Here is a 16,511-nt window from a genome sequence, read left to right on the forward strand (position 1 = left end):
TTTCTTTCCCTCTAAAACGCATATCCCACCTTCAGAACCGCATAGTTCACCCCAGGGTTCGGGTGCTTTACCCCTCCGTTTGAATAGTGCTGGATCTACAGCGAAATGCTTACAACAAATCCACCGTCGACGTGATTAAAAATGCGAAGAGTGCCTCCGTGTCGTTTGACTATCCTATCTACTATCGCTAATCCTAGCCCTGATCCATTTGCTTGACTACGGGAAGTGTCTCCTCGAGTGAAAGGGCGTAATAAACGACCTAAATCCTCGTTTGCCACGCCATTACCGTAATCTCTTATGGTGATGAGCAAGCCATGTTTTTTTTCTTTATTTTTATATTCTGAGTGAATATCAATTTTTACTATATCTGTATTGGATGTCTTTCCGTAACGCCGGGCATTTTCAATAAGGTTACTAAATAGTCGCTTTAGCTCGATTTCACTTCCAAATATTTGCATGTTGGGGAGTATCGAAGAATATATTTGTACGTCTGTTAAACGAGATGACTCCTCGGTTATATAAAAAAGTAAATCACTCAAATCAACTTGATCGAATGCAATTGTATCGAGAGGTTTTGCATAATCAAGAAACTGCCCTATTATTTCATCCATTTGACCAAGATCCGATTGCATTCCTTGTCTTGATTCATCTGACAAACTTGCCATTTCCACTTCAAGTTGCATGCGCGCTAAAGGAGTCCTTAAGTCGTGCGATATGCCCGCCAGAATAATTGACCGATCCGAATCTATACGCTCTAAATCTTCCATCATTTGATTGAAGCTAGCATTCGTTTCTTTAATTTCTTTTGGTCCTTTTTCAGGTAGTGGCTTGGGTCGATTGCCTTTGGCTAAAGTGCGTGCCGCAACACTAATTCTTGCTAAAGGGTCGTTGACTAATTTTGAAATAATCGCAGCACCAACTAAGGTTAAAAATAAGGTAATTGCAGCCCATCCTAATACTTGTATTCCGGTAGCTTGTTCTATACGTCCTTGATCTAATCTTAACCAGTATTTATCGTCATCAATTTCAAAACTAACCCAAAATCCCTCCACATCGTTCATTTTTTTTGCGAAACGGGTATGGTTACCTAATTTTTTTTGAATAGATGAACGTAGTTGCTCAAACGCAGGTGTTTGGTCTTGCGCCTCAATATCATCAGTTTTTTCCAATAAATAGACACGAATCCCATCGTTGCTAGCAAGATCAAATAATAGTTCACGGCGCTTATCTGGTGCTGAATGAGTTAAGGCTGCGCGAGTAATTGTGACTATAGATGATATTTGTGCAGCTATTTGTTGTGCTCTAGGCGCTCTTTCCACCATTCTAAAGCTTGCAAACCAAACTGCCATGCTACTCATTACGAGTAATGCTAGTAGAAAAAATGTGCGCCAGAACAGCCCACTTTTAGGCCATTCAAAGTTATTAAAATAAGGACGCATTGATGTATGTTTTTTAAATGACAATTAGAGTTCTAAGTCATTTGAAGTGTTTTAAAATCAATCTAATTTTTCTAATTGTTCAAAATTAGATTGATTTAGCGTGACTGACCGTCAGGTATAAATACATAACCTAAGCCCCAAACAGTCTGTATATAAAGTGGGTTTGAAGGATCTGGTTCTATTAATTTTCTAAGACGTGAAATTTGTACATCTAAACTGCGGTCAAAAACTTCATATTCACGACCTCGGGCTAATTCCATCAATTTTTCACGTGAAAGCGGTTGTCTAGCGTGTCGTGCGAATACTTTGAGCACTGAAAACTCACCAGTGGTTAAGCTAATATTTTCGCTATTTTTTTTCAGTGTACGAGTAGCAAGATCTAGAATAAAATTTCCAAATTCGAATGTTTGAGCACCTTCTGAGGGCGCGCCAGGTAATTCACTCGGTACTTTTCGTCGCAATACAGCGTTTATGCGAGCGACAAGTTCGCGTGGGCTAAATGGCTTTGGTAAATAATCGTCAGCCCCCATCTCCAAACCAATAATGCGATCAACCTCTTCCCCTTTTGCCGTCAGCATAATAATTGGGGTCTGATCGCCAGCCCCACGAAGACGACGACAAATTGCAAGCCCATCTTCTCCTGGAAGCATTAAATCAAGAACCAACATGTCGTAACGCTCTCGTATCCAAAGCTTGTTCATTGCTTGAGCGTTTTCTGCGCTAACGACATTAAATCCTTGTTCTGTCAGATACCGACGTAATAAGTCTCTCAAACGGACGTCGTCATCCACAACTAAGATTTTGGCTTTATTGCCATTCGGATTGTCAGTGGCAGGATTTATATTATTCATTTTGTTATGTTACCGTCAGAAATAAAATTAACTATCTTTTTTAATGATGGATTACAAACTGTTACATACTTTACCGATTTGCTGCGTGGTACGAATATAACAGCGCATAGACTGAAGGTAATCTATAAAATATAGTGATACAACAATATAAAGCAGATAAATTTTATTTGATTCAATTAAATGAAAGTTAATTCTATCCCAAATTCTGCGTAGCTTTTTTAAACACTAAATGAATATACTTTACACACGATATAGCTTTGTTTTTGCTCTGCTGCTGGCCACTACATTTAGTGCATCGGCCGAGCCTGGCCATTCTAAAGGGGGAGGTGTCGTACGAGCACTAAACAATAATCGACAAGCTGAACACAAAGAGGTACAAATACACCGCCAAGAAGAAAAAAAAATTAACAAAGAAGTTGTCAGTGAGAGTTCTGTTGATGATCCAGGCGAAGCAAAAAAAAATTCAAGTCGCCTAGATGGTAAAGCCGCTATCAGTCAGAAACGCAGTCGTTTGACTGCAGATGAGCGCCGTGCTTTGAGGAGGCAGATCCAAGATGCAGGACAAGAACTTTATGTGCCCGCCAAGTAACATCTGTTAGAAGTAAAAGTTAGCGGCGATTTTGTTTCATAATTTTTTGTTGTTCTCGTTGCCAATCACGTTCTTTTTCCGTATCTCGTTTGTCGTGTTGCTTCTTACCTTTTGCCAGACCTATTTGGCATTTAACCCTTCCATTTGTGTAATGCATATTGAGTGGTACTAATGTGTAGCCCGCCCGATCAACCTTGCCTATCAGCTTCTTAATTTCTTCTGCGTTCAACAGTAGCTTGCGAGTGCGCACAGAATCTGGATGGATATGTGTAGATGCGGTTGGTAAAGCACCAATATGCGCACCAAATAGAAAGATCTCGCCACCTTTGACGATTACATAAGCTTCTTTCAGTTGGACTCGACCAGCTCGTATAGACTTAACTTCCCAGCCCTGCAATACAATGCCCGCCTCGAATTGTTCTTCCACAAAATAATCGTGGAATGCTTTTTTGTTATCAGCAATACTCATGCAATATAAAAATCAGTGTAATTCCTACTACCATTTATTTTTTACGCAATAAATTTGCGTTTTTTTATATGGAAAAGGAGTGTGTCGGTTAAAATTTAGAATGTGATTTTAGCAAATGGATCTGATCAATGGCAGTTGTACACAAAACGGTTTTTATTCCTTACAGCGCAGCAAAAATGTTTGCGCTAGTGGAAAGAGTTGAGGATTATCCTCAATTTTTGCCATGGTGTGGTGATGTTGATGTCGCGCAAAGAACCGAACAAGATTTGGTCGCTACATTATCCATCAATTATCATGGGATTAAGCAGCAATTCACCACAAAAAATACAAATACCCCGCCAAATTTGATGGAAATGAATTTGGTAGATGGTCCCTTTAAACAGTTACTTGGAAGATGGAGATTTACCGAGTTACGCGAGGATGCCTGCAAAATTGAATTTGATTTGAATTACGAATTTTCTAGCAAACTCTTAGAACATTTGATTGGTCCTGTTTTTAGTAAAATTGCTAATAGCTTCGTCGATTCTTTTTGTGCTCGTGCTGAAAAACTGTATGGACAGTGAAAATAAAATTGCTATCAAAATTTGTTATTCCAATAAATTGGATATAACTCTGCTAGATATTTCTGTATCGACAAAAACGACGTTGTTAGGGGCAATTGAGCAATGCAATATATGTGATTTGCATAAAGAAATTAATCTTGATACATTCAAATTTGGTGTATTCGGTAAGCTAAAATTAAAAGACTATATTTTGCAGTCTGGCGACCGAGTAGAAATTTATCGCCCGCTAGTCGCCAATCCAATGGACGCTCGTCGTCGTAGGGCTAAAAAACATACCCAGCAATTACTGGCATCCAGCTAGCGCACGTTTCGTATCAGCAGCTTCTTTGGATCTTTGCGTATCATCCATATAGTTTTTCTCACCATTTTTGTCTGTGGTGGTGATTCGTATACCGGAATCTAAGGCTTGTTGATAGGTTTTTGCTCGTTCACAATTCTTCGCTTTATCTGCTTTATTTTGAGCTTCTTCAGCAGCCTTTTTTTCTGCGTCAGCTTGTTCTGCACGCCTCTTTTGAAAATCTTCGTTTTTAGTTGCCGTTGTTACCGGTTTTTGAAGTTTATTTGCCGCAGAATTTGCGTCTGCATTATCTGAGGTGACGCCGGAATTTGTGGTCTGTTTATCTTCAGTACTCTTATATGGTGTTTTTATAATTCGGTTTTTAGGAGTATTGCTAGGCGGTGGCATGTCTGAGAACTGCCTAGTACCTTTTTCGTCAAGCCAGACATATTGCGCATGCGCAGAAATTGGCATCACTGTAGCTAAAACTACTGCTATCAACGTGCCCGAAATTAAACGAACCTGATGTATTGACATAATCTACTTTCAAATAATTACCAACTATAATTATAAGAGTTTTACACATGGCAAGACGAGTCTGCAAGTTTTCTGTATAATTCGGTTTTGCGCCTATAGGAAATACTATGCGTTTACTCCAAAAAGCACTCACTTTTGATGACGTGCTACTCGTTCCAGCATACTCGGACATCCTCCCTAAAGATACATCCCTTACAACGTTTTTAACGCGTAATATCAAACTTAATATCCCTTTGGTATCGGCTGCAATGGATACCGTTACTGAAGCTAGATTGGCGATTGCCATGGCTCAGGAAGGTGGTATTGGTATTGTTCATAAAAATCTTACTGCAAAAGAGCAGGCAAGAGAAGTTGCTAAGGTTAAGCGTTTTGAATCTGGTGTATTGCGTGATCCAATTACGATTCCGCCGACGATGAAAATCCGTGATGTCATTGCGCTGTCCCAGCAGCATGGCATCAGTGGTTTTCCAGTAGTTGAAGGTAAGGCAGTTGTTGGAATTATCACAAATCGTGACCTGCGTTTTGAAGAAGAACTTGATGCAGAAGTCCGCGCCAAGATGACACCACGCAACAAACTTGTTTTTGTCAAAGAGGGCGCCGATCTCGCCGAGGCTAAGCGTTTAATGAACAAGTATAGGCTTGAGCGTGTTTTAGTTGTTGACGATCAATTCGAATTACGTGGATTGATTACAGTCAAAGATATTCAAAAATCGACCGAGCATCCATTTGCATCTAAAGATGAACATGGCAAGCTGCGTGTCGGTGCTGCCGTTGGTGTTGGTGCTGATAATGATGAACGTATCGATTTACTTGCTAAAGCAGGGGTCGATGTAATTGTTGTTGATACTGCACACGGCCACTCTAAGGGCGTACTCGATCGGGTTCGCTGGGTAAAAACAAATTATCCGCATATCGAAGTCATTGGTGGCAATATCGCCACAGCCGCCGCAGCGTTAGCGCTAGTTGAACATGGTGTTGATGCTGTGAAAGTTGGTATTGGTCCAGGATCTATTTGTACCACAAGGATTGTTGCTGGCGTTGGTGTGCCGCAAATCACCGCGATCGCGAATGTCGCGAATGCACTTAAAGGTACTGGAGTGCCATGTATTGCTGATGGTGGCGTGCGTTTTTCTGGTGACGTATCTAAGGCCTTAGCCGCAGGTGCATCAACTGTGATGATGGGAAGCATGTTTGCCGGTACTGAAGAAGCGCCTGGCGAAGTTATTTTGTTCCAGGGACGTAGTTATAAATCCTACCGCGGCATGGGAAGTCTGGGAGCAATGGCAGACGGTTCCGCTGATCGTTATTTCCAAGATGCTTCTAACAACGCCGATAAACTGGTTCCTGAAGGAATTGAAGGACGCGTAGCCTACAAAGGTAGCGTTTTAGCTATTCTGTACCAGTTAGTTGGTGGTGTGCGCTCCTCCATGGGCTATTGCGGTTGTGCTTCTATCGAAGACTTGCATACCAAAGCAGAGTTCGTTGAAATTACTTCTGCTGGTATGAAAGAATCGCATGTTCATGATGTCCAGATCACGAAAGAGGCTCCAAACTATCGGGCTGATTGATTAAGACATATCGGTGGACGGCCCGCTTGGCCCAGTTTGCATAAAAATAGAAGGCGAGACATGGCAACACAGCTAGAACGTTCTAGCCTGACGACATCAATTCAAATGAACGTGGGCAGTAGCGGCCTTCCTTCGGAGACATTTGAAGTCAAGATCGCAAGGTTTGAACGCGTCGCATTAAGACTGTTTAATGTGTCAAATTGCCTTATTAATTTGGGTGATTTTTCTACTAGATTTGATCCCAATGAACGCTCTATGGCATCATTTGAAGCCATGTTTTGCCAGAGTCTTCCACTAGCCAGCGATTTGTTAGTCGCCGGAGATGCGGCAAATCATCCTGTTCTATCGACGCATGAGTTGGTATCGGGCGCGCCATATATTCGTTTTTATGTCGCGTACCCGATTACTGATCAGGCTAATAATATTATTGGCAATATTGTACTGATCGACTATCAGGCACGTGAATTCGATGATGAATCTCGCCTCTTGCTCGCTGATTTAGCTGTTTTGATTGAGCGTGAAATAGCATTTGGCGTCATGCATCAGGCTCAGCTGGAATTGATCAAACAAAATCGCAGTCTCAAGCGCGATTCATTAATTGATCCGGTTTTAGGTACCTGGAATAAAGCCGCGATTGTTCGCTCGCTCAAAATTGAGATGGAGCGATGTAGCAAGGCTGAAAAGCCACTGTCATTGATTTTTTCTACTCTCGATCAGATACTCAGCATCAGAGATAAGCACGGGATAGCTTTCAGCGATATAGCGATGATCCGGGTTGTTAGTCGTATTCGCTCATGTGTTCGTCCGTTTGATGCATTGGGTCGGTTTGGCAACGATATTTTTTTGATCGTCTTGCCCGGCGCCTCGCATTTGGTTGCAACTGCTGTGGCTGAGCGTATCAGAATATCAGTGATGTCGCATCCGGACACTATAGAGCAAGAGTTAGTCAGCTTGACCGTCAGTGCTGGCATCGTTTCGACCGATATGTTTCCTACTGCAGAACCAGAGGTTTTAATTAGTCTCGCAGAAAAAGCGCTGTTATCAGCGAAGCAAGCAGGCAGCAATCATGTGGCGCAAGCGACAATTGATCAGCCCGATATCATTATTTGACCGGGCTATTGATCTAACTTATTGAATGAGCTTGCAGACCGAATTTACTTGCCGAATTACCTACCGAATTACTAATCAGACCTTACATCCAACGCTATGCATTCCAAAATTCTCATTCTTGACTTCGGTTCACAAGTCACACAACTAATCGCTCGTCGTGTCCGCGATACAGGCGTATTTTCTGAAGTACATCCTTACGATGTTAGTGACGAATTTATTCGTAACTATGGTGCTGCCGGTATTATTTTATCTGGTGGCCCAAGTAGTGTGACTGAGGGCGATACACCACGCGCACCAATGGCTGTGTATGACGCTGGTGTTCCCGTATTAGGAATTTGTTATGGCATGCAAACCATGGCCGAGCAATTGGGCGGCAAGGTAGAAACCGGTAAAGTCCGCGAGTTTGGCTATGCAGAGGTAAGAGCGCGTAGCCATACCGCTTTGCTTAAGGATATCCATGATTTCGTCACACCAGAAGGTCATGGCATGCTCAAAGTCTGGATGAGCCACGGCGATAAAGTGAATGAAATGCCGGCCGGTTTTAAACTAATGGCATCAACAGACAATTGCCCGATTGCTGCGATGGCAGACGAGGATCGCCGGTTTTATGCGGTCCAATTCCATCCCGAAGTTACTCATACTCTGCAAGGCGAGGCGATTATTGCCCGTTTTGTACACGATATTTGTGGCTGTACATCGGATTGGAATATGCCTGACTATATCGCCGAAGCAGTCGCGTCTATTCGTGCACAAGTTGGTAGCGATGAAGTCATTCTGGGTTTATCTGGAGGCGTCGACAGCAGCGTGGCTGCTGCATTGATCCATCGCGCAATCGGTGATCAATTAACTTGCGTATTTGTCGACCATGGATTGTTGCGTCTGGATGAAGGCAAAATGGTCATGGAAATGTTTGCCAATAATCTCGGTGTCAAAGTGATTCATGTCGATGCAACTGCCCAGTTTATGGGACATTTGACTGGTATTACTGATCCAGAGGCCAAGCGTAAAATCATTGGACGTGAGTTTGTTGAAGTGTTCCAGGTAGAATCCGCCAAGCTCGAAAACGCAAAATGGCTGGCGCAAGGGACGATTTATCCCGATGTGATCGAAAGTGCAGGCAAGGGCAAAAAAGGTTCGCACACGATCAAGAGTCATCACAATGTAGGTGGTCTGCCAGATACGCTAAATTTGAAATTGCTTGAGCCTTTGCGTGAATTGTTCAAAGATGAGGTTCGTAAACTCGGTGTAGCACTTGGTTTGCCGCATGGCATGGTGTATCGCCATCCTTTCCCGGGTCCAGGTTTGGGCGTCAGGATTTTGGGCGAGGTGAAAAAAGAATTCGCCGATTTATTGCGTCGTGCCGATGCGATTTTTATTGAGGAATTGCGTAATACTCAAGTTGAAGGTTTGGCCGCGGACAAAGCCATGTCCTGGTATGACGCGACCAGTCAGGCATTCGCCGTATTTTTGCCGGTCAAATCAGTCGGCGTGATGGGCGATGGCCGTACGTATGAATATGTAGTCGCTTTGCGTGCAGTACAAACCCAAGATTTTATGACAGCACATTGGGCACATTTGCCGCATGAGTTGTTAGGTAAAGTATCTAACCGTATTATTAACGAAGTACGTGGCATCAACCGCGTTGTTTATGATATCTCCGGTAAACCACCAGCCACGATCGAATGGGAATGATTTTAGGTCTTTCGACAGCTTTCGCGGACTATCGGAAAAGTCACTTAACTTATTGATTTATATAAGTTTATTCCACGAAAGCTATCGGCATCTATTGACGACAAGCGAAACTTTTTGTCGGTAATCCTGACGGTAATGAAAGCTAGGCAAGTCATCTAAAAATATTTACCGTCTGACTGTTTTCGGCTCTGACGGTAAAAAATAAGAGAAAGAGCTAGTATTCATGCGGGTTTCAGAGCATTCTGTGTCTTTTGAGCCGTTGACGGTAAAATTGCCGTTCTCAGGAGGACACCATGCTGACCGATACCACACTGAAGAATCTCAAACCCAAGGATGCGCCCTACAAGGTGACGGACAGGGATGGCATGTATGTGACGGTCTCAACGGCGGGTACCGTCACGTTCCGTTATGACTACCGGATCAATAGCAGGCGCGAAACGTTGACGATTGGCCGTTATGGGCCAGGCGGTCTGTCGCTGGCCCGTGCACGCGAAAAGTGCATCGACGCGAAGCGGGCAGTTTCGGAAGGACAGTCCCCGGCGCAGGAAAAGCAGCGAGAGAAGAGGCGCCTTTCGGACGCCAAAACCTTCCAGGAATTTACCGACGAGTGGTACGAGGGTGCGCGGATGGCCGACAGCACGCGGTCGATGCGCAAGAGCATCCTTGACCGGGACATCCTGCCTGTGTTCAAGAGCCGCTTGCTGAGCGAGATCAGTCCTGATGACCTGCGCGATCTGTGCGACAAGGTGAAGGGGCGGGGAGCGCCAGCAACGGCAATCCATGTCCGCGACATCATCAAGCAAATCTACGGTTTTGCCATCCTGCACGGCGAGAAGGTGGCCAACCCTGCCGACGACGTTGGACCATCGTCGATCGCCACTTTCGTGGCACGGGATCGAGCGCTGTCGCCGTCCGAGATACGCATCATGCTCAAGCAGTTGGAGTACGTCGCTTCGTACCCGACCATCAAACTGGGTCTGCGGCTGATCTTGCTCACGCTGGTGCGCAAAGGCGAACTGATCCACGCGACATGGGATGAGATCGACTTCGAGAATGCACTGTGGACTATCCCAAAAGCCCGCATGAAGGCCAGCAAGGCCCACAACATCTATCTGTCGCAGCAGGCGCTCGACATCATGATCGCACTGCGCACCTGCGCCGGTGGCTCAAGATACCTGTTGCCTTCGCGCTATGACGGCGACAAGTGTATGTCGAACGCTACGCTGAACCGCGTCGGGCAGATAGTCGTGGAGCGGTCGAAAGCGAAGGGTCTGCCAATCGAAAATTTCACTGTGCATGACCTGCGCCGCACCGGTTCGACCATCCTCAACGAGTTGGGCTTCAACAGTGACTGGATCGAGAAGTGTCTTGCCCACGAAGATGGCCGTTCATCACGCGGCATCTACAACAAAGCTGAATACGCCGAGCAGCGCCGCCACATGCTGCAAGAGTGGGCCGACATGGTTGACGCCTGGGTGGCCGGCGAATCGCACACCCCGACGTTGCTGCCCCCGTCGATGAAGATCATCACGACACAGGCGTTGCTTTGACGGGGCGGTGCTTGCGCTGACGCACGTCCGGCGAGGGGGCTCGTTTTAGCTGCGCGCTGTCGGAAGCTTGGCGGCGCGCATCAAGCCATTCCTCTACCTCCGTCAAATCCCACACCACGCAGCGTGCGGTTAGATTGAACCTGCGCGGAAATTCGCCGCGCCGTTCCATGTCGTAGATCGTGGTGTCGGCCAGAGGCACGATTTGTCGCAACTCGGGACGGCGGATCGTGCGTCGGAACGGCAAGATATTCGGCGCGATCAGTCGTGGTAGCGGCATGCCGTGCAGGTCGTTTGCATCAGAGTCGTTGTTCGACCTCGCGGCCTGCAAACTTCGATCTGCTTTGTTCATGATCTTCTCCATCAGCAGGGCAGTTGCTGCGTGCATTGCAACGGCCGATATAAATACGGTCCTGTGATGGTGATCTTTCCGGCATCTATTGAAAACTCGCTCAGGCGTGCATGAGCGTATTCCGATTGCGCTCACGCGGCGTGGTTGTGCATCACTTCGCCTTGCTCTTCTTGAAGCCGCGATCCCGCACCATGAACGCTTCGAGCGGAGCATGTGCGGGATCAGCGTAGTGGCATCAATCGGCTCGCCGTAGTTCTGAGCATGTTGCGCGGCGTAGCGTTCCAAATCGGTCTTCAACGCAGTGGTGAGCGCAATGGTGATTTTGACTGTCTCGGCCTTGGTCGGCAGCGGCCCCAGCCGCAGCTTATTGGTTGGTGGATATATAGTTAAAACGCGGCTAAATTCAAGGAAATCAACTGTTAAGTTATTTTCATAATTTGCTTTATCAAAAAGTGAAAATCACGACTGACTCTGCCAGAGTCGCGACCGCTCGTGCAAGAGTGCGTTAGCGCACAGACGCATGCTCGACATGGGGCGTACCGTCTGAACGCAACCATTTATTCTCTGTGGCCGCAACGTGGCAGATGGAGATGCAATGTGACTTTCAGCGTCGCGCGAAACCAGGTACCTCAGCAATAGTTACTAATCAAAGAATTCCAAGGAACAGTTATGGCTCAGCATCATGCGTTGTCGGGTGAATTGATTGACATTCGTCAATATAAAAGCGATCTCAAAAACGCAACCACGAAAACGCTCTACAAATCGGACCGCCTTGAAGTGTTTCGTATGGTTCTTCTGGCAGGTAAGTCAATGCCAACGCACCAAGTTACAGGTGAAATTACCGTTCAATGCATCGAGGGAAGTATAGAGTTTTCGGCTGCGGGAACTAACCAGTTGATGCGCGAGGGAGATCTAATATGCTTGGCCGGCGGCGAGGTCCACGCACTAAAGGCAGTAGAAGATTCCTCCGTACTTGTCACCATTTTGTTGCATGGCGCGTAAGCGCCTTTCATAACTTTTTCTATCCCCATGAATATCGACATCGCAGCAACAGAACCGCTCATCTGCACGATTGGCCATTCGAATCGACCGCTGGACATATTTCTCGATCTGCTTCAAATCAATGAAATTGTCCGATTGCTGGATGTGAGAACCGTACCTCGGTCACGCCATAATCCGCAGTTCAATCAAGACGCGCTCCCGACATCATTAGACGCAGTCAAAATTTCTTATACACATCTTCCTGGTCTCGGAGGATTGCGCCATGCGAGAGCCGATTCTCCCAACGCCGGGTGGCACAATCTTTCGTTTCGAGGCTATGCAGATTACATGCAGACATCGGAGTTCGCCGAGAACGTTCAATCGGTCGCAAACTTGGCGCGTACTGAGCGTTGTGTCTTGATGTGCGCAGAAGCGGTTCCTTGGCGCTGCCATCGATCGATGATCGGGGACGCGCTTCTGGTCCGAGGCATTCGCGTCGAGGACATTATTGGGCCGAAGGGACGCAAACCACACGCGCTGACAACCTTCGCCCACGTTGATGGGACGCAAATCACCTATCCGCCGCTCACGCTTGATCGGCATGAGCAACCGTAACTTGCAACGTAAATTTTAATGAAAGTCGAGCCATGACACTCAAATTCAAAGTTGGTGATCACGTTACCTGGAATTCGGAGGCTGGGCACGTCTCCGGAAAAATTATCAAAACGCACACAAAGGACGTTGCTTACAAGGGCTATACGCATCATGCGAGCAAGGATGAACCACAATATGAAATTCAGAGTGACAAGAGCGACCACATCGCAATACACAAAGAGTCGGCGTTGCACAGGGTAAGCAATTGAATCAGCGAGTACGCAGCACATTTGAAGGATATTGTGAATAAAACGAAATATCCCACCCTTGGCATGTTGTTGGTCGCAGTACGAAAATGTCGTGCTTGCGTACCACACTTGCCGCTCGGTCCGCGTCCGATATTGCAGGTCGGCGAAGCGGCGCGCATCCTCATCGTGGGTCAAGCGCCGGGTGCTCGAGTACATGCTTCTGGGACGCCATGGGATGATCCAAGCGGAGAACGTCTGCGAAAATGGATGGGGCTGGACGTTGCGCGGTTTTATGACGAATCGCAAATTGCAATTATTCCAATGGGATATTGTTATCCTGGCCGGGGGAATGGCGGTGACTTGCCGCCGCGCCGGGAATGCGCGACCTTGTGGCTCGATCATTTATTGACGAAGTTGCCAAGAGTTGAATTGACTCTACTGATCGGTCTGCATGCGCAACGGCATTTCCTGGGCAATCGCCGCAAGCCGTCATTGACTGAAACGGTCAAGGCATGGCGCGAGTTTGTGCCTGAATATCTTCCATTGCCGCACCCTTCGGCGCGCAACACGCCATGGTTCCAGCGTAACCCTTGGTTTGAACATGAACTGTTGCCCGTGCTGCGCGAACGGATCGAGTCGCTTTCCGACCAACACGCAAAATCACCACAGAGGTCGAAATGAGAAGAGCCGTATTCTTCAACTTGACCCAGATTCAAATGCCGGTTGGCGCCGTGACATCGATCACCCATCGGATCGCCGGCATTTTCCTGGCGATCGGCATCCCGTTCTGCGTCTATCTGCTCGATCTGTCGCTGCAAGGCCCGCAAACCTATGCTTGGGTAACCGAGCTGTTCGGGCATGCGGCTCTCAAGGTTGTTGCGCTCGCCTTCATCTGGGCGCTGGCACACCATCTATTGGCTGGCGTGCGACATCTGTTGAGCGACATTGACATCGGTTCGCGCTTGCCAGCCGCGCGGCGTAGCGCGTGGAGCGTGAACCTTGGCGGGATCGCCGTGGCGCTGCTGGCTGCAGGAGCATTGTTTTGAGACGGGCCGTTTCCGGCCTGCGCGCGTGGCTGGTGCAGCGCGTGACCGCAGTCTACATGCTGATGTTCCTCGTGTTTCTGCTAGCACATTTTCTGTTTGACCGGCCTTCATCGTATCTAGCTTGGCATGCCTGGATCGTGAGCCCAGTGATCAGCATCGCCGCGTTCGTTTTCTGCGCTGCTTTGTTGGCGCACATGTGGGTCGGCCTGCGCGATGTCATTCTCGACTACGTCAAACCGCTTGCCGTTCGCGTTGGAACTCTGGCGTTGCTGGCGCTCGGCCTGATCGGACTTGGCGCATGGGTGATTCGCATCTTGTGGCAGGCGAACGGCTGACCTGCATTTCAAATACATAAGGAATTGGGAGACAAAATGAAATTTTCAATTTTTCGCTTCAATCCGGAACAAGATAAAAAGCCGTACATGCAGGACTATGAAATTGAGTTGGAAGCAACCGACCGGATGTTGCTGGACGTTATTCTGCGCATCAAGATGCAAGATGATTCGCTGACCATCAGAAAATCATGTCGTGAAGGAGTCTGCGGTTCTGACGCAATCAATATCAATGGTCGCAACGGACTAGCATGCGTCACCCGGGTATGGGATCTCAAGGAGCCCGTGGTGTTACGCCCCTTGCCGAGCTTTCCGGTGATCCGCGACCTGGTGGTGGACATGACCCAGTTCTTCAAACAATATCACTCCATCAAGCCTTATCTAATCAACGATGAACCTCCTCCGGAAAAAGAGCGCCTGCAGTCGCCGCAGGAACGCGATAAGCTCGACGGCCTGTATGAGTGCATCTTGTGCGGATGCTGTACCAGTCAATGTCCATCATCATGGTGGAACCCGGATAAATTCGTCGGGCCAGCGGGCTTGTTGCAGGCCGAACGCTTCATCGTCGACAGTCGTGATCGCGCCACGCAGGAACGTCTCGACGACTTGAACGATGTTTATCGGCTATTTCGCTGCCGCACAATCATGAACTGCACTGAAGTGTGTCCCAAGGGTCTCGCGCCATCGCGCGCGATTGAACAAATCCGGTTGATGATGGTCAAGAACTCGCTATGACGAACGCAACTGCAATTCGTGGCCACCTCTGGGTGACAGTGAAAGAAATTGCATGACATTCGTCGTGACCGAAAGCTGCATCAAGTGCAAATACACGCATTGCGTAGACGTTTGCCCGACTGATGCATTCCACGAGGGGACGAATTTCCTGGCAATCGAACCGGATGATTGCATCAATTGCATGTTGTGCGTTGTGGAATGCCCGGTTGACGCGATTTTTGCAGAAGATGACGTCCCACAAGATCAGACGCGTTTTATTGCGCTCAACCTCGAACTGGCACGCAGCTGGAAACCGATCATTAAGAGGAAGGCTGCTCCGCCCGATGCGGACGAGTGGGCCAAGATCAAGGATAAATACTACCTGTTGATGCGCTAACGGATTGTTCATTGCTTGCAACCAGCCCATACGTAAGGACGCTATGGCTTCATCGCTATCGGAGAAACATTATGTCACAGCCCGAAAAAAGATTCCCATTGGAAATTACCTCATGCGCACAATGCGGGAAAGAGGTGCCGCTGTCCGAAGCAAAGGTCGCCGAGGCCGTTGATTATGTAGCCTACTTCTGCGGGTTGCAATGTTATGCGAAGTGGGCAGCACAGGCAGAGATACCCGAACTCCCGTCTTCGAAGGCTGATGCACCGACTTTAAATCTAACGCTGACTGACACGAGCGGGAATGACACGGCCAACGAACTGAAATTAAAACATTTGGACGCAGCCCTTGATGAAGCGTTGACGGAATCGTTCCCTGCCAGCGATCCAATAGCGATCAATTTTTCTTGCGCTGTTGCGAGCAAATCAAGTCAACATGTCGCAACTACGGTGACTACACCCACGGCATGCACTACGCTACCCATGCTGAAATGAGGGCCGCGAGCTTTGAATATATCGCAGTCTTTTATAACCGAATCCGCCAGCACTCAACGCTCGGCTATCAATCACCGATCCAGTATCTCCATCGCTGGAGGGGTGATCAAAATCAGGAAAAGCTGGCAGCATAAAAATCATCTGATGGCAGACGAAATATCGAGGAAAGCTTAGTCCACTGGGTGGCGCTCCATAGCCCCAGCAATGTGGTGGCGAAAATCATCGTGATCTGGCCAATCAGCACGCCGGTCGGCACCATGCGCTACCCCTTTTGTGATTTCTCGATTCAGTCCATTTCGATGGGCCGTCAGCGCGGTACACGCGAATCAGGATCGGCCGATCGTTACGGTTCGAAGCGGCACCGAAACGGCACCGTTTTAAGCATCACAAGTTTGGGGGCGCCGTGAGTATGAGCAAACCTGCTCCGGCGAAAGTCGGCTAAGAGGGGAGTACAGCGATGAATATTTACGTTCAGCGCTGATCGTTTAATGGTTCGACGGTTCGAGCAGAGCGGGTGCCTTTGCGCGAAAGGATCTGCGACATTCGATGTCGTAGCGAGTTCGGACGTGTGAGGGCAGTTGCTAGGTGCTCTGCGGCGCGCGTGGCACATGCAGACAAACCGACTGACGGTGACGCGTAGCGACCTTGGTCGCTGTACAACGCAATACATCGTCAGCGGTCATGATTTAGCGAAAGATCAATAGTGCGTTACCT

General features: G+C 47.6%; 24 protein-coding genes and 2 pseudogenes. 18 read left to right on the forward strand and 8 right to left on the reverse strand.

The annotated features are described in order from the left end of the window. Positions 1–11 precede the first annotated feature (11 nt). From AAKU64_RS18235 to ompR, 3 genes are all read right to left on the reverse strand, one after another. On the reverse strand, positions 12–95 hold the full coding sequence (locus AAKU64_RS18235; RefSeq protein ID WP_354334459.1) for an acyloxyacyl hydrolase: 84 nt from the start codon (positions 93–95) through the stop codon (positions 12–14). After that, positions 96–1,439 (reverse strand): ATP-binding protein, encoded by a 1,344-nt coding sequence (locus tag AAKU64_RS18240; protein WP_354362639.1) that lies wholly within the window; start codon positions 1,437–1,439, stop codon positions 96–98. It lies immediately after the preceding gene. A 95-nt stretch (positions 1,440–1,534) separates the two neighbouring features. Next, positions 1,535–2,290: an osmolarity response regulator transcription factor OmpR gene (ompR, locus tag AAKU64_RS18245; RefSeq protein WP_354334405.1), complete on the reverse strand. Its 756-nt coding sequence runs from the start codon at positions 2,288–2,290 to the stop codon at positions 1,535–1,537. A 229-nt stretch (positions 2,291–2,519) separates the two neighbouring features. Here ompR and AAKU64_RS18250 point away from each other — a divergent pair, with 229 nt between their 5' ends. Then, positions 2,520–2,879 (forward strand): hypothetical protein, encoded by a 360-nt coding sequence (locus tag AAKU64_RS18250; RefSeq protein ID WP_354334407.1) that lies wholly within the window; start codon positions 2,520–2,522, stop codon positions 2,877–2,879. A gap of 19 nt (positions 2,880–2,898) precedes the next feature. Here the strand turns inward: AAKU64_RS18250 and smpB are convergent, their stop codons facing one another. Next, on the reverse strand, positions 2,899–3,348 hold the full coding sequence (gene smpB / locus AAKU64_RS18255; protein ID WP_354334409.1) for an SsrA-binding protein SmpB: 450 nt from the start codon (positions 3,346–3,348) through the stop codon (positions 2,899–2,901). Positions 3,349–3,476: 128 nt separating this feature from the next. Here smpB and AAKU64_RS18260 point away from each other — a divergent pair, with 128 nt between their 5' ends. Next, the gene (locus tag AAKU64_RS18260; protein WP_354334410.1) at positions 3,477–3,911 is read left to right on the forward strand and encodes a type II toxin-antitoxin system RatA family toxin; all 435 of its coding nucleotides are present in this window, start codon (positions 3,477–3,479) and stop codon (positions 3,909–3,911) included. Further along, the gene (locus tag AAKU64_RS18265) at positions 3,901–4,212 is read left to right on the forward strand and encodes an RnfH family protein (RefSeq protein ID WP_354334412.1); all 312 of its coding nucleotides are present in this window, start codon (positions 3,901–3,903) and stop codon (positions 4,210–4,212) included. Before AAKU64_RS18260 ends, AAKU64_RS18265 begins: the two co-directional genes overlap by 11 nt. Here the strand turns inward: AAKU64_RS18265 and AAKU64_RS18270 are convergent. Beyond that, positions 4,195–4,725 (reverse strand): DUF4124 domain-containing protein, encoded by a 531-nt coding sequence (locus AAKU64_RS18270; RefSeq protein ID WP_354334414.1) that lies wholly within the window; start codon positions 4,723–4,725, stop codon positions 4,195–4,197. The genes AAKU64_RS18265 and AAKU64_RS18270 overlap by 18 nt on opposite strands. 107 nt (positions 4,726–4,832) lie before the next feature. On the opposite strand from AAKU64_RS18270, the gene guaB reads away from it, so the two are divergent. The 4 genes from guaB (at position 4,833) to AAKU64_RS18290 (ending at position 10,645) form a co-directional block, all read left to right on the forward strand. Then, complete coding sequence (gene guaB / locus AAKU64_RS18275) at positions 4,833–6,293, forward strand: IMP dehydrogenase (protein ID WP_354362624.1); 1,461 nt, start codon at positions 4,833–4,835, stop codon at positions 6,291–6,293. Between the two features lie 60 nt (positions 6,294–6,353). Beyond that, on the forward strand, positions 6,354–7,403 hold the full coding sequence (locus AAKU64_RS18280) for a GGDEF domain-containing protein (RefSeq protein WP_354334418.1): 1,050 nt from the start codon (positions 6,354–6,356) through the stop codon (positions 7,401–7,403). A gap of 96 nt (positions 7,404–7,499) precedes the next feature. Then, a complete protein-coding gene (guaA, locus tag AAKU64_RS18285; RefSeq protein WP_354334420.1) occupies positions 7,500–9,095 on the forward strand; it encodes a glutamine-hydrolyzing GMP synthase in 1,596 nt (531 codons plus the stop codon). Positions 9,096–9,388: 293 nt separating this feature from the next. After that, positions 9,389–10,645, forward strand: coding sequence for a tyrosine-type recombinase/integrase (locus AAKU64_RS18290; protein ID WP_354362625.1), 1,257 nt, complete (start codon positions 9,389–9,391; stop codon positions 10,643–10,645). On the opposite strand, the gene AAKU64_RS18295 is transcribed toward AAKU64_RS18290, so the two are convergent. Together AAKU64_RS18295 and AAKU64_RS18300 are read right to left on the reverse strand one after the other, a co-directional pair. Next, positions 10,623–10,994 (reverse strand): helix-turn-helix transcriptional regulator, encoded by a 372-nt coding sequence (locus AAKU64_RS18295; protein WP_354334423.1) that lies wholly within the window; start codon positions 10,992–10,994, stop codon positions 10,623–10,625. The two genes, AAKU64_RS18290 and AAKU64_RS18295, sit on opposite strands and share 23 nt — an antisense overlap. Positions 10,995–11,145: 151 nt before the next feature. After that, positions 11,146–11,378, reverse strand: a pseudogene (locus AAKU64_RS18300) (DUF2274 domain-containing protein). Positions 11,379–11,663: 285 nt separating this feature from the next. Between AAKU64_RS18300 and AAKU64_RS18305 the strand changes: the two are divergent. The 10 genes and pseudogenes from AAKU64_RS18305 to AAKU64_RS18350 form a co-directional block, all read left to right on the forward strand. Then, positions 11,664–11,996 (forward strand): cupin domain-containing protein, encoded by a 333-nt coding sequence (locus AAKU64_RS18305; protein ID WP_326941199.1) that lies wholly within the window; start codon positions 11,664–11,666, stop codon positions 11,994–11,996. A gap of 27 nt (positions 11,997–12,023) precedes the next feature. Continuing rightward, complete coding sequence (locus tag AAKU64_RS18310) at positions 12,024–12,590, forward strand: DUF488 domain-containing protein (RefSeq protein ID WP_354362626.1); 567 nt, start codon at positions 12,024–12,026, stop codon at positions 12,588–12,590. A 32-nt stretch (positions 12,591–12,622) separates the two neighbouring features. Continuing rightward, positions 12,623–12,838, forward strand: coding sequence for a hypervirulence associated TUDOR domain-containing protein (locus AAKU64_RS18315; protein ID WP_326941197.1), 216 nt, complete (start codon positions 12,623–12,625; stop codon positions 12,836–12,838). Positions 12,839–12,901: 63 nt separating this feature from the next. After that, positions 12,902–13,498, forward strand: coding sequence for a uracil-DNA glycosylase family protein (locus tag AAKU64_RS18320; protein ID WP_354362640.1), 597 nt, complete (start codon positions 12,902–12,904; stop codon positions 13,496–13,498). After that, positions 13,495–13,863: a succinate dehydrogenase, cytochrome b556 subunit gene (gene sdhC / locus AAKU64_RS18325; RefSeq protein WP_354362627.1), complete on the forward strand. Its 369-nt coding sequence runs from the start codon at positions 13,495–13,497 to the stop codon at positions 13,861–13,863. Before AAKU64_RS18320 ends, sdhC begins: the two co-directional genes overlap by 4 nt. Continuing rightward, positions 13,860–14,198: a succinate dehydrogenase, hydrophobic membrane anchor protein gene (sdhD, locus tag AAKU64_RS18330; protein ID WP_354362628.1), complete on the forward strand. Its 339-nt coding sequence runs from the start codon at positions 13,860–13,862 to the stop codon at positions 14,196–14,198. Before sdhC ends, sdhD begins: the two co-directional genes overlap by 4 nt. 36 nt (positions 14,199–14,234) lie before the next feature. Further along, complete coding sequence (locus AAKU64_RS18335; RefSeq protein WP_354362629.1) at positions 14,235–14,930, forward strand: succinate dehydrogenase iron-sulfur subunit; 696 nt, start codon at positions 14,235–14,237, stop codon at positions 14,928–14,930. 52 nt (positions 14,931–14,982) lie between these two features. After that, complete coding sequence (gene fdxA / locus AAKU64_RS18340; protein ID WP_354362630.1) at positions 14,983–15,306, forward strand: ferredoxin FdxA; 324 nt, start codon at positions 14,983–14,985, stop codon at positions 15,304–15,306. A 71-nt stretch (positions 15,307–15,377) separates the two neighbouring features. Beyond that, a complete protein-coding gene (locus AAKU64_RS18345) occupies positions 15,378–15,797 on the forward strand; it encodes a DUF3330 domain-containing protein (RefSeq protein ID WP_354362631.1) in 420 nt (139 codons plus the stop codon). After that, positions 15,788–15,931, forward strand: a pseudogene (locus AAKU64_RS18350) (IS3 family transposase); the annotation flags it as partial. The gene AAKU64_RS18345 and the pseudogene AAKU64_RS18350, both read left to right, overlap by 10 nt. Here the strand turns inward: AAKU64_RS18350 and AAKU64_RS18355 are convergent. Then, a complete protein-coding gene (locus AAKU64_RS18355; RefSeq protein WP_354362642.1) occupies positions 15,910–16,056 on the reverse strand; it encodes a hypothetical protein in 147 nt (48 codons plus the stop codon). The pseudogene AAKU64_RS18350 and the gene AAKU64_RS18355 sit on opposite strands and share 22 nt — an antisense overlap. Here AAKU64_RS18355 and AAKU64_RS18360 point away from each other — a divergent pair. Next, positions 16,007–16,204 (forward strand): hypothetical protein, encoded by a 198-nt coding sequence (locus AAKU64_RS18360; RefSeq protein WP_354362632.1) that lies wholly within the window; start codon positions 16,007–16,009, stop codon positions 16,202–16,204. The two genes, AAKU64_RS18355 and AAKU64_RS18360, sit on opposite strands and share 50 nt — an antisense overlap. Positions 16,205–16,511 lie beyond the last annotated feature (307 nt).

It is taken from the genome of Undibacterium sp. GrIS 1.8, assembly GCF_040544445.1.
Lineage (GTDB): Bacteria > Pseudomonadota > Gammaproteobacteria > Burkholderiales > Burkholderiaceae_D > Undibacterium.